Here is an 11,883-nt window from a genome sequence, read left to right on the forward strand (position 1 = left end):
TGCAAAAAGCAGCCGAAGAGGCTGTAAAAGAGGTAGCAGCACTAGGCGGTAGTGGTGGTATCATCTCTATCGATAAATTTGGTAAGACTGGCTTTGCTTGGACTAAAGATAAACTTGGTATGTATCACGGTGAGGCAAGACTAGGAGCTAAACCAGTTGTTTACTGGCCACTTGGTGAGAAATAATTAGATAGCTAGGCCAGATCCTATCCGGCCTAGTTTTAAAGGGAGAAAGTTTATTAAAATATATAAATTGCTCCAAGAACGATAAATGCTCTTAGGCAAAAACCGCCGATTAAAACACCATATTCATTATATACACAGCTTTTGATGCCTTCGCTACATCCGCATACTGCTCCGTCTTTTGTTACGCCACATCTTTGTAGCATAAATTTACTGCCACCAATTAATGGCAGTGCAAGACCAAGCACTATAAAGCCTATCCAAAACATCGGTGCTAGAGAGCCTGATACTATTTTGGTTATGCTAGCCATGCCAGCAGCTTCGATTCTAACGCTTGCAAATAGCATCAAGAGGGCAAAAATTTCAAGCGCCACTAAAATAGTGTGAAATTTATGCGACTCATGGCTTAAAACGCCACCACCACTTAGCACAGATATAGCATTTGCGCTAAGGCCTGTTGATATGGCTGAGATAGTAAATAGTATCGGTAGCCATATACTTGCCCATAGTGGGATCGCTTTAACAACATATAAAAGTAGTCCAGTATAACCCATCACTCCAATGGCTAGTAGCGAGCCAAAACTAAGCATCATATCGCAAATTTTGCCACCTTTTTTAACTTGTAAAAGCACGAGCACGCTAACTATTATGAAAAATGTTAGAAGATATGTGCCGATACTCATTATAGAAACTGGTCTTGTGTAAAGGCCTATGATCTTAGCTGGATTGATCGCCGCACTTGGTGCTAGGTCAAATAGCAAAAGTACAGTTCCAACTATGACCGCTATTGGCGCTAGCAAAAATCCAAATTTGTAAAATTTCTCATCTAGTTTGCCCAAAAAGCCTTTATAGGCTAAAGCCGAGCACAAAAACGCCCCAGCACCTAAACCACCCAAAAACAGATATATGACTATGAGCCATCCCCAAGTTGTTTGTTCCATTATCTATCCTTTAACTCTTAAAAGTTAGAAGAGCTCTTGACTGCTCTATCTCGTTTTCAAGATATAAATTTAAAAAATCAGCAAAGCTCACATAGGCTTCTAAATTTGTAGCCTCCTTACAGCGAGAGCTAAATTTATAAAACCACTCAAACGGATGAGTGCGAATGAAGTCATATTTTTTATATAAAATTTCATCCATTTTCTCTTTTTCGTCTGCTTGTAAGGCATTGAAACTTAGAAAGTAAAGGTATTGCAGCTCGTATCCGATGAAATCATCTGGAAATTTATCAAACTGCTCTTTACTAAGCTTTAGACCAGAGCTTTTATAAAAGCCACGCACCTGCATAGTCTTTTCGCCAAACATCGTTTTATAATCAAAATAAACCGACTCGTATGGCTCAGCTTTTGGGTGTCTTGGCCCTACAAATAGCCTATTAAATTCATATCTTAGCTCGTCTAGCAAATTTAGATCATCTTTGCACTTATTTAGCCAAAGTATGAAGTCGTGATTTTTAAATTTATCACTAAAATTAAGGCTTAGGCTTATGAGCTCATCTAAATTTTGCTCCCTAAGCTCTACTAAGAAAAATCGCCTTAAAAAGTCTTCAACACTAAGGCTAACGCTAAGCTTTTCTTTGACCTTATCCATCTTTTACTCTTTAGTGTATGAATTCGTTTCGCTTCATTCTTGGATAAAAGCGGATGTTTGGCTTGGTAAAGAAGTGTTTAAAGCCTGGCATCTCTTTTTGCATACCAGCGCTGTCACTAACGTTGCTATCAACTAGTTTTAGTACTCCACACGGACAGCCTGCTACGCAAGCTGGCTCTTCGCCACGCTCAAGTTTTTCAGCGCAGAGATTGCACTTTTGAGCTTTACCGTCTTTACCTTTTGTGATAGAGCCATAAGGGCAAGCCATCAAGCAGTATCCGCAGCCTATGCACTTATCATGAAGTGGCTGTACGACACCATTTTCTAGCTTGATATAAGCCCCAACTGGGCAGACATCCATACAGGCTGGCTCGTCACAGTGATGGCAAGAGTGAGTTATAAAGATCTCTTTTTCTATACCATCTTCATGTATCATAAGGCCATCAACATGTCTCCAGTTTATATCTGGATCTTGGTTGTGATAGACCTGACATGAAATTTCACAAGCCTTGCAGCCTATACAAAAGTTATAATCAAATAAAAAACCTTGTTTTCTTTTCATCTTAGACTCCTTTACATCTCTTGTTTAGCTGCTTTTTTTACTTCACAAAAGCTAGCTGTATAAGTTGAGCCATTTCCTAGATCGCTAACGCCGTCAGAGCAAAGTATGTTTGCTCCAGTTCTTGATTTTGTCACTTTTACCCAGATGTTGTTCCACGCATAGGCTATGCCTGGGTTCATTTGATTTGTCTCGACTGCTGTAAAGACGGCTGTACCTTTTTCGTTTGTTGCCTCAACTGTATCTCCATTTTTTATACCGCGTGCTTCCATATCTTCACGTGTCATAAATAGCTCAGCATTGCCCTTAACGATAACTCTTTTTAAGATATAAGGCATATTGCCCCAGTTTGAGTTGTCTTGGAGCTGAGTACCTGGCGTCATGAAATAAAGCGGATATTTCTTAAGATAGTCTTTTCCAAATTTATTGCTCTTTTCATAGTAGTCCCAGTCAGTTTCAAGGTCTATTACTGGATGATATCCTGCGTCTTTAAAGGTTTGTGAGTAAAGCTCGCATTTTCCACTCTTTGTACCAAAGACTAGTTTGTCTTTTGGCGCATAAGGGTAGTATGGGAACTGATCTTTCATCGTTTCAGGCGTTCTAAATGGTTTGATCCAGCCGACTGATTTTAGTTTTTCATAGGTGATGTTTTGCTTTTTGGCAAATTCTGTATCCAAAAAGCGTCTGCAAACCGTTTCACTATCCCAGTTAAAGCACTCTTCTGTATAGCCCATCGCTTTTGCAAGAGCGTTGAAGAACTCTAAATTTGTCTTAGCTTCGCCAAGAGGTTTTACGCTTTGAGCGTTGTAGCAGACGTATCCAGAAATTTGGTCGTTTTGGATATCCTCACTCTCCATAAATGTAACACCAGGTAGAACATAGTCAGCATAGTCACAGGTATCTGTTTCGTAAGGATCAATTACAACCAAAAAGAAGTCATCGTCCATTACACGCTTTTTGATCAAATTTGTATTTGGTGCGGTTACCATTAAATTTGAGTTGTAGTTGATGCATGCTCTAATGACTGTGTTTATAGGCTTGTCAAGATATGTTGGATTTTCTTTTTGTATGCCTTTACCAAATTCTATATAGCTTACTTGCTGCCTTTCTATCTTTTTGCCATCTTTATCTTTAGGAGATAGATCTGGCATGCAGTTGTCGAAATTAAAGCAGCCTTTTACATGCACATATGCCCAAAATAGTCCGCCACCAAGCTTTGTCAAGGCGCCAGTTAAAACTGGTAAAAATGTAACCGCACGAACAAGTCTTGCTCCGTTAAAGTGTCTTTGTCCGCCGTCGCCGTGCATGATAGCTGGTGCTTTTGCGTGGGCGTACTCTCTAGCAAAAACTTTGATCTGATCCACACTTGCTCCGCACATCTCAGATAGCTCGCCATAGGTATAGAGTGAGCACTCGTGCACTAGATCTTCAAAGCCTGTTGTGTATTTTTCCACAAATTCATGATCATATAGATCTTCTTCTATCAAAAATTTACAGACCGCTAGACAAAATGCAGGGTCACTAGATGGTTTTAGCTGGATAAACATATCTGCTTGGTTTGCTAGAGGAATTCTTATTGTATTTATAACGATGATCTTTCCGCCTCTTTTTTTAACACGGTGAGCAAATCTTATCCAGTGTACGGCTGTATAAGCTTCGTTTGATCCCCAGCTGATATACATATCGCTCTCATCGATCTCAAGTGCATCTTTTGAGAAGTCAGTACCTATAACGCTAGGAGTACCCGCGTATCTTGGCCAGTCACAAGGGTTTCTAACAAGTCTTGTGGCTCCATATTTTTCAAAGAAATTTCCTGGTGCGATAGTTTTTGAGATATGTCCCTCGTTGCCAGAGTAGACAAACTCGGTCAAGGCTTCGCCACCAAATTTCTCTTTTATCTCAGTTAGCTTCGCAGCTATCTCTTTTAAGGCTTGATCCCAGCTTATCTTCTCCCATTTTCCCTCGCCTTTTTTACCGACTCTTTTCATAGGGTGCATGATGCGGTCAGCGTTATATAGGTGCATGGCATAGGTGTGACCCTTGACGCAGACTGTGCCTTGCGTTAGCGGGTGCTTTGGATCTCCTTTTATGCTTACCATTTTGCCGTCCTTGATCTCAGCGATCATCGAACAGGCATCGCGGCAGTTTCTAGGACAGGTTAGGTAGTGGTACTCTACATTTTCCTCGTTCTTATAGGATTTTGGGTTAAAATCCACCTCAAATTGCTCCATACCAAATAGGCTAGGAGCTGTCCCAGCTGCTGCTAGAGCTGCTCCGGTGCCTTTTAGGAAAGAACGTCTTTGCATGTTTTCTCCTTAAATTTGATAGCTATTTCACCTCAAAGATAAAAACTTTATTCTCTTTGCCTTCTCGTGAGAAGATGTAAAATTTATTATCTTTGATTGCTAATGCTCTTGGGTTATTTACCCCACTAAAACTAAATGCCTCGTCTATTTCTTTGGTGGTTAAATTTAACTTTAAAATAGTTGAGAAATTTTTGCTTAAAAGATAGAGCGCATCAGGCTCCACATCAACACCAGTAATGTAGTAGTTGTTTAAATTTCTACCCTCTTTTAGCTGCAAATTTGCTCCAGCTTTTGGCATAAATTCTTCTAAGATCATCTTGTCATCACCATCAAATATAGCCACACTCCAGTAGTCTCTAACGTCATTTGGTACGCTAGCTGTGAAAAATTTATTCTCACTTTCTAGATAGTCCCAGCCTAAGATGTATTGCTGTTTTGATCTAATGGTAGAAAATCTGCCCTTGTTACCAAGGTCGTTTAGCTTCCATGCGTCATATCCAGCCAATAGGTGCCTCCACTGGCTATTTTGTTCATCTTTGCTAAGATTGCTAGCTGGCTCATAAAAGACAAAAGTTTTGTTATAACTTATCATGCCAAGCTCTTTTTTATACCAAGTAGCTCCAACTGTTGCCTCCATCTCCATTATAAAATGACGGTCGTGCTTGGCATAACTTAGTGGCTTTAAATTTTCATCTGCGATGTAAAATTCATTGTCGTTTGAGACAATGGCAAAGTACTTTTTGCTCTCATCGTAGTCGGCTCCAGTTATTGCATTATCATTTTGCAAATTTAGAGTGAGCGTATCTTTAAGACCTAGCTCTTTTGTGTTTTGGATCGCTCCATTTTTACTATCCATGTCAAAGTTAAACCCAAAAGCAAGGCTTGCCAATGCGACAAAAAATATTAGCTTTTTCATCTTTTACTCCTTACTTTGCTAGGTCTGGAAGCTCAGGGTTCCAGTCAAATCTAAAATCAAGCGAGCTATCCCAGTGGTCTTTCTCCCAGAACCATTTTGAAGGATCGATGCTCATTCTTGGTGGTGTGCTAGATCCTAGATACGGTGGTGGACCAGAAGCTATAAAGGCTTGAACGCAGTTTGCAAGTATGATCACGATAAAGACCAAATTTGCAAATTTGCCAAGCGGCAAGTAGCTTAGAAAGTTGCCATATTCGCCATTTGAGCTTTTTTGCATTATAAGGCCCAAATTTTTGCTAAACAAAAATATAAAAGCCAAAAATATGATCACACAAAAATCAACAACCATAACCCAAAACTGAGTGTGGGCACCTAAAATTTCAAGACCAAAACCTTGTTTGATGTCAAGATAGCCGCCAAATGTTCCATCTAGGCTGTAATGGATAAAGCCATTAAATATGCCCCAGCAAGCCATTAGTAAAAGTGCTGCTAGATAGCCAGGCTTTAGTCCGTACCTGATGATAAAAAGCGCTATTAGGCTAATAGCTATCATCGTGATCCTCTCGGCCCAGCACATTACGCAAGGGTTATCACCTAGTCCAAAGCCAAGCACCAAGCAGGCGATACCAACTGGAAGTGCCACAAGAGCGGTGATGGCCAGTGACATAAGGTTGAAAAAGCCTTGTTCGTTTGCCGGGATTTCGTTTTGTTTTGTTTGCATCTTGCCCTCCTAAAAGTTGCCTATTGGCAAGACTACCCATAAATTTACGTAAAATTCTAGTGCAACTAGTATTACGCACCCCAAAGCCATACAGGACGTTGCTATTTTCTTCATTTGTGGCTTTATGTATAAGATAAGCCCACTAATCAGAAATAGCGTCAAAATTAGAAATTCCATTTTGAGCTCCCAATTTGTAAATTTTCAACTACAAGCATGCTTATCTGAGAAAAATAATATAACTATATTTATTAAATTTAGTTTAAAAAATATATTTTTATAGCTAAGTTTTAATTTATAAAATAAAATTTTGTAAATAAAAATATATTTATATAAAAATATTTTATATAATTAAGCTATATTTAATTAAATTAATATTAGTTTTTATAAAATTATTTTTATTAGCTAGCTTATAAATTCAAATTAGCTTAAAGAATAGTTATGTAATATTTTTGCAAAGGTAAAAAGGGGTAGTAATGGAAAATATATTTCTAGAATCATATGATGTTTTTAAGGTATGTAAATCCCCAAGCAAATTAAAAATTTATGATGAATTTTTGCAAAATAACAAAAGGTACTCTATAACGCGTTGCTACTACGTTATCGTGGTGGATAATACATTTTTAACCTACTCACATCTCATGGTCTATGAGCAGCTACTCTATCTTTTGTACTCGCAAAACAAACTAAAAAATGGTGACTTTTCGCTCACCCTTAAAAAAGCAGAGCTTGCTAAAAAATTTAAAACAGATATCACCAAAAGTGCCACAGATACGATAAAGTGCTTTTACGAAATGCAAGATGTGAAAATTTCGATCTTTGTAAAAGATAAGATCGAAAAGCAGATGAATATCATCGAATTTATAGACGCAGAGCAAACTGATAAATATGGCGAGCTACAAGATGAGATAAATGTTAGGCTAAACCCAGAATTTGTAAAGCTTTACCGCTGCATATACCTTGATAAGATCGAGTATTTAAACAGCTTTGACATAGAGCAAGGCAGCTTCATAAGATACTTCATGCAGCACGAGCTAGATGGTGGCGTAAGAAGCTCAGCCATTATCGATAAAATGGGTGTTTTAAACTATTTGTCTTTTGCTTATAAAAAGCGCTTTGAGCAAGAGGTGGCAAATGTTAGCTTTTATTATAAAAATGAAAAATACGAGATAAAAGATGGCTTTGTAGTAGTCACAAATCACGAAAATAGAGTGATGGATAATCAAAATGCCTCTATTGAGCTCTTTGGTCTTATATATGAACAGATCACAAAAAATTGCATTAAAAACATCGTACTAAATGATGCAAATTTGCAAAATTATTACGCAAGGTTTGGTAAATTTGAGACAAATCAAACTATCTTTAAAATTTTTAGTAACATGGAGCTTATGCTAAATCACTCAATGCAAAAAGAAAATGCCAAAATTTCTTTCTTCTCTCACTTTTTTGAAAGCATAGTTTGTAAAAGAGATACGGAGCTTGAAATTTTGATCGAACTAAATCAAAAAGGCTTTGAGTATATCATCTCACGAAGTGCAAATTTAGACTTTTATAACGTTGAGTCAGCTGACTACGGACTTACTTCATACCCAGCTAGCTCTTGTGCGGTGGGTGGAAATTTCTAAATTCAGTTGATTTTAGCTTTTAGTTTGGCGATCACTTCGTCAAGCTTGCCGCTATTTTGAGCATTTTTTAGGCACTCATTTATCTCGGTCATCTTTTTGGTAAATTCGCTTTTTATAATGCCAGCCACAAAGTCCTCGCTGCTAGTCTCGTCCAAGATAGGATACATGTCTCGCCAGATATCTTTGATCTACCAGCCGCATTTTGATATGCAAGGAAACTCTTTAAGCTCGCCAAGCTTTAGGCTCATCATAACTTCATCAGAGTGCTTGATATCGTCTGTGACAAAGTCTTTATGTGCGCTATCAAAGCTCGTAAACATGCGGTAGCCAAGGCTTGATACGTTGTTTTCAGAGCAAATTCTAAACTGAAAAACATTATCTTCATAGTCTAAATTCGATATGCAAATTTGATGTTTTTGGGTGAAATTTGGAAATGAGTTAAACCTTTTATCATCTATGTCAAGCTGCCAGTTTGAGCCACTACCGCTAGTTAAAAACTCTTTAAAGCTTAGTTGTACAAATTCTTTATAGCTCATCTCATCAGCTGTGAAAAAGTCATAATTACTACTGTTTTTTTCTTTAAAATCTTTAAATTTCATATCATTTCCGATCAAAAAAATGTAACTATTTTACTACTTCTTAGGATAAAAGTTATTAAATTTTACGAAATTTATAAGATTTTTTGTCCGCGAGCTATTTTGATTTTAAAAATTTGAGTTGTGTAGCAAATGATTTTTCAAAAATAAATTAAATTTCATCCGTGATGATCTCTATCTTGCTTGCATCAACCAAGCTGCCATCTATGATGATCTCCTCTATCTTGCCAGCTCTTATGATGCCGCTTTTTGGATTTTTCACGCTTTTTATCGTGCTTTTTGTGCTAACATCGAGGCTTGAATACTCAAAAGCAAGGCTTGTATCCATAAAAATGCAATCTTTTACGACCAAATTTTCTACGTAGCAAAGCGCTTGCAAGCTCTTTACCTTGCAGTTTACGAGCGTCACATTTTTTGCATTCCATGCTAGATATTCGCCTGAGATAAGGCAGTTTTGTGCGACCACGTTTTCGCAGTTCCAAAAGGCATCTTTTGAGATGAGCTTTGAGTTTGTGATACGAAGGTTTTTGCAGCCATCAAAGCAGTAGTTGCCGTCTAAATTTAGCCCATCAACTTCTAAATTTTCGCTATTTGCCGCGAAGTAATCCCCTCTTGCAAAGACATTTTTAAGCTTTACGTCCAAACATCCCCAAAGTGTCTCGCTAGCGTCTGAGAAATTTACATTTTCTAGCAAAATTTGCGAGCTTTTTCTAAAGCTTTTTGGAGCGTTTATGAGCACGTCTTTAAAGCTTAAATTTGTACTGTACCACATGCCAGCTCTTGCTAAAGGCTCGAGGTAGCCGCCATTTAGCGTGATATCGCTTGCGTACCAAAGTGGGTACTTGTAGGCAAAAACGCACTCATTTAGCTTTAAATTTGAACTGTGCTTTAGCGGCGACTCGCCGTCTTCAAAGATGCAGTTAGTAAAATTTAGCCCTTTTGCCCCAAACATCGCGCGTTCTCCTGTAAAAGTTTCGGCATTTCTCTCTTGCATTTTTGTCCTTTATGAAATTTCACTCTCAAAATTATACTAGTTTTACTGCAAAGTGCCATTAAATTTACTTTAAAGACGCAAAGCGTTATAATCGCCCAAAAAAGGAGAAAAAATGGGTTTAAAAGCAGACTCTTGGATAAGGAAAATGTCGGTTGAAAAGAAGATGATCGTGCCATTTGCCGAGGAGCAAGTGGGGCGTGGCGTCGTTAGCTACGGCGTTTCTAGCTATGGCTATGATATACGCGTGGGCGATGAGTTTAAAATTTTCACAAACATCGGCGGAACCGTCGTTGATCCAAAGAATTTTGATGAGAAAAATGTGGTTGATTTTAAGGGCGATGTCTGCATAGTGCCGCCAAATTCTTTTGCTTTGGCACGCACGGTCGAGTACTTTAACATGCCTGATAACGTGCTAGCGATCTGCCTTGGCAAGAGCACATACGCAAGATGCGGTATCATCGTAAATGTGACACCTTTTGAGCCGGGATTTAAGGGGCATATCACGATAGAGATCTCAAACACGACGCCACTTCCTGCAAAAATCTACGCAAACGAGGGCATCGCACAGGTGCTATTTATCGAGGGCGACGAGCCTTGCGAGGTGACTTATGCTGATAAAAACGGCAAATACCAAGCCCAAGAAGGCATCACGCTGCCTAGAATTTTGAAGTAGAAAGGTATAATTTATGGTAAATGACACTATTCTTAATAGTTTTATAGATACTTTTTCCAATGAATATGGTTTTGAAGATTTAGATGATAGTAAAAAATTTGAACTATTTGTAAATTATAATATAGTTTCAAAGTTCTACCCTCGTAGTTTTGATATTGAGGATCTATCGGCGGGCGGAGAAAATGACGCTGGTATTGATGGTATAGCAATTATAGTAAATGGTAATATTATTAATAGTCCAGAAGAAATTGATGGTCTAATTGAGAGTGATAATTCTATAGAAACAACTTTTGTATTAATACAGTCAAAAAAATCGTCTAAAACCAAATCGGATTGGATTGGAACTTTTATTTTTGGGGTAAAGTCATTATTTGACGATTCTCCATCAATAAAAGAAAATGAAAAAATTAAAACAGCCAGAGAAATAAAAAATGCCATATATAGCAAGTCGATAAACTTTACATTCAATCCCACCTTAAAACTATACTTTGCCAATGCTGGCAAATGGGAAGATTCTGAACATATAAAAAATAGAGCAAAAAGAGAATTAAAGGAGCTGAATGATAAAAGGCTATTTTCCGAGGATGTAACGATTGATTTTTATGATGCTGAAAGGCTTAAAACTACATATAGGGAAATAAACAGAAAAATAGTAAAGGAAATTAGTATTCCCACACAAGTAGCTCTGCCAGAAATTAGCAATCAAGAGGGTGTTAAGCAGTCATTTTTAGGCTGCGCATCAGCTATAGACTATGTAAAACTTATATCCGATAGTGACAACAACTTATCCAAAGGCTTATTTTATGACAATGTAAGAGATTACCAAGGAAACAACAGGGTTAATTTAGAGATCAAAAATACACTGAATTCAGAAAATGAACAATCTTTATTGCTATTACTCAATAATGGAATAACTATAATATCAAGAAAGATAGATAGGGTTGGGAATAAAATAAAGTTAACTGATTTTCAAATCATTAATGGATGCCAAACAAGCTATGTTTTATTTAATAATAGGAACGAAATATTACCAGAAACAAGTATAGTTTTAAAAATTATAGAAACCAATGACCAAGAAATTATAAATAAAATAATAAGGGCTACAAATAGGCAAACAGAAGTAAAAGAAGAATCCTTTGAATCAATAAAACCATTTCACAGAGGTCTACAAGAATATTATAGAGCAATGGCAAATAAAGTTGATCACCCCATATACTACGAAAGAAGATCCAAAGAATTTATAGGCGACCCAAAAGTTAGGCCTTATCAGATTATCTCTTTGTCTGGACAAATCAAATCATATGTTTCAACGGTTTTTGCCCAACCACAAAGTACGCATAGATATTTTGGAGAGCTTCTAAATAGTAATCATGACAAAATTTTTGTAGACAAAACTGGTTTTGAAGACTATTATTTTTCGGCTTTAATTATAAATAGGTTAGATAAATTTTATAAAAAAAGTAATATTAAATATTATAAGTACTTTAAATATCACTTAGCTTTAGTTATTTTTAGAAAAATAAAGCAGGAAATAAAAAATAATTTATCTTATGAAGACCTAATTCTAAAGAACGCAAGTCTTAAAAATCTAACCCCCTATATAAAAGACGCAGAGAACATCTTGGATACAGCATTAAAAAATACCGCAATGCATCAAAAAGAAGCCATAAGAAGTAGAGAGTTTACACAGGAGTTACTAAAAATATTAAATTTATAATAAGATT

At 37.1% G+C, this 11,883-nt stretch carries 12 protein-coding genes and 1 pseudogene; 4 read left to right on the forward strand and 9 right to left on the reverse strand.

Annotated elements, in window-relative coordinates:
• Positions 1-185, forward strand: a pseudogene (locus CYO89_RS03750) (beta-aspartyl-peptidase); the annotation flags it as partial.
• A gap of 53 nt (positions 186-238) precedes the next feature.
• Here CYO89_RS03750 and nrfD read toward each other — a convergent pair.
• The 6 genes from nrfD to CYO89_RS03780 are packed head-to-tail and all read right to left on the reverse strand — an operon-like array spanning position 239 to position 6,274.
• The gene (gene nrfD / locus CYO89_RS03755) at positions 239-1,123 is read right to left on the reverse strand and encodes an NrfD/PsrC family molybdoenzyme membrane anchor subunit (protein ID WP_103597183.1); all 885 of its coding nucleotides are present in this window, start codon (positions 1,121-1,123) and stop codon (positions 239-241) included.
• Between the two features lie 10 nt (positions 1,124-1,133).
• A complete protein-coding gene (locus CYO89_RS03760) occupies positions 1,134-1,772 on the reverse strand; it encodes a TorD/DmsD family molecular chaperone (RefSeq protein ID WP_103597184.1) in 639 nt (212 codons plus the stop codon).
• 10 nt (positions 1,773-1,782) lie between these two features.
• The gene (locus tag CYO89_RS03765; protein ID WP_012140509.1) at positions 1,783-2,334 is read right to left on the reverse strand and encodes a 4Fe-4S dicluster domain-containing protein; all 552 of its coding nucleotides are present in this window, start codon (positions 2,332-2,334) and stop codon (positions 1,783-1,785) included.
• An 11-nt stretch (positions 2,335-2,345) separates the two neighbouring features.
• Positions 2,346-4,637 (reverse strand): molybdopterin-containing oxidoreductase family protein, encoded by a 2,292-nt coding sequence (locus CYO89_RS03770; RefSeq protein WP_103597185.1) that lies wholly within the window; start codon positions 4,635-4,637, stop codon positions 2,346-2,348.
• Positions 4,638-4,659: 22 nt separating this feature from the next.
• The gene (locus tag CYO89_RS03775; protein ID WP_103597186.1) at positions 4,660-5,553 is read right to left on the reverse strand and encodes a hypothetical protein; all 894 of its coding nucleotides are present in this window, start codon (positions 5,551-5,553) and stop codon (positions 4,660-4,662) included.
• A gap of 10 nt (positions 5,554-5,563) precedes the next feature.
• Positions 5,564-6,274, reverse strand: a complete 711-nt coding sequence (locus CYO89_RS03780; RefSeq protein ID WP_087581439.1) for a disulfide bond formation protein B — start codon at positions 6,272-6,274, stop codon at positions 5,564-5,566.
• 473 nt (positions 6,275-6,747) lie between these two features.
• Between CYO89_RS03780 and CYO89_RS03785 the strand changes: the two genes are divergently transcribed.
• Positions 6,748-7,896 carry a hypothetical protein gene (locus tag CYO89_RS03785; RefSeq protein ID WP_103597187.1) on the forward strand — a complete coding sequence of 383 codons (1,149 nt, stop codon included), beginning with the start codon at positions 6,748-6,750 and terminating at the stop codon, positions 7,894-7,896.
• Between the two features lie 2 nt (positions 7,897-7,898).
• Here the strand turns inward: CYO89_RS03785 and CYO89_RS10545 are convergent, their stop codons facing one another.
• The 3 genes from CYO89_RS10545 to CYO89_RS03795 form a co-directional block, all read right to left on the reverse strand.
• Entirely contained in the window at positions 7,899-8,063 is a 165-nt protein-coding gene (locus CYO89_RS10545) for a hypothetical protein (protein ID WP_258032520.1), read from the reverse strand.
• Between the two features lie 21 nt (positions 8,064-8,084).
• Complete coding sequence (locus CYO89_RS03790) at positions 8,085-8,495, reverse strand: hypothetical protein (protein ID WP_258032521.1); 411 nt, start codon at positions 8,493-8,495, stop codon at positions 8,085-8,087.
• A gap of 148 nt (positions 8,496-8,643) precedes the next feature.
• Positions 8,644-9,486, reverse strand: coding sequence for a DUF3737 family protein (locus CYO89_RS03795; protein WP_103597188.1), 843 nt, complete (start codon positions 9,484-9,486; stop codon positions 8,644-8,646).
• Positions 9,487-9,598: 112 nt separating this feature from the next.
• Between CYO89_RS03795 and dcd the strand changes: the two genes are divergently transcribed.
• Positions 9,599-10,159, forward strand: a complete 561-nt coding sequence (gene dcd, locus CYO89_RS03800; protein WP_021092836.1) for a dCTP deaminase — start codon at positions 9,599-9,601, stop codon at positions 10,157-10,159.
• Between the two features lie 13 nt (positions 10,160-10,172).
• On the forward strand, positions 10,173-11,876 hold the full coding sequence (locus CYO89_RS03805; RefSeq protein ID WP_103597189.1) for an AIPR family protein: 1,704 nt from the start codon (positions 10,173-10,175) through the stop codon (positions 11,874-11,876).
• The last annotated feature ends 7 nt before the right edge of the window (positions 11,877-11,883 follow it).

Origin of the sequence: Campylobacter concisus (assembly GCF_002913765.1) — a bacterium.
GTDB classification, from domain to species: Bacteria; Campylobacterota; Campylobacteria; order Campylobacterales; family Campylobacteraceae; genus Campylobacter_A; species Campylobacter_A concisus_BB.

Bases quoted from the DNA above. Each gene is read 5' to 3' on its own strand.
- nrfD (WP_103597183.1), bottom strand. From the start codon at position 1,123: ATGGAACAAACAACTTGGGGATGGCTCATAGTCATATATCTGTTTTTG.
- CYO89_RS03760 (WP_103597184.1), bottom strand. From the start codon at position 1,772: ATGGATAAGGTCAAAGAAAAGCTTAGCGTTAGCCTTAGTGTTGAAGAC.
- CYO89_RS03765 (WP_012140509.1), bottom strand. From the start codon at position 2,334: ATGAAAAGAAAACAAGGTTTTTTATTTGATTATAACTTTTGTATAGGC.
- CYO89_RS03770 (WP_103597185.1), bottom strand. From the start codon at position 4,637: ATGCAAAGACGTTCTTTCCTAAAAGGCACCGGAGCAGCTCTAGCAGCA.
- CYO89_RS03775 (WP_103597186.1), bottom strand. From the start codon at position 5,553: ATGAAAAAGCTAATATTTTTTGTCGCATTGGCAAGCCTTGCTTTTGGG.
- CYO89_RS03780 (WP_087581439.1), bottom strand. From the start codon at position 6,274: ATGCAAACAAAACAAAACGAAATCCCGGCAAACGAACAAGGCTTTTTC.
- CYO89_RS03785 (WP_103597187.1), top strand. From the start codon at position 6,748: ATGGAAAATATATTTCTAGAATCATATGATGTTTTTAAGGTATGTAAA.
- CYO89_RS10545 (WP_258032520.1), bottom strand. From the start codon at position 8,063: ATGTATCCTATCTTGGACGAGACTAGCAGCGAGGACTTTGTGGCTGGC.
- CYO89_RS03790 (WP_258032521.1), bottom strand. From the start codon at position 8,495: ATGAAATTTAAAGATTTTAAAGAAAAAAACAGTAGTAATTATGACTTT.
- CYO89_RS03795 (WP_103597188.1), bottom strand. From the start codon at position 9,486: ATGCAAGAGAGAAATGCCGAAACTTTTACAGGAGAACGCGCGATGTTT.
- dcd (WP_021092836.1), top strand. From the start codon at position 9,599: ATGGGTTTAAAAGCAGACTCTTGGATAAGGAAAATGTCGGTTGAAAAG.
- CYO89_RS03805 (WP_103597189.1), top strand. From the start codon at position 10,173: ATGGTAAATGACACTATTCTTAATAGTTTTATAGATACTTTTTCCAAT.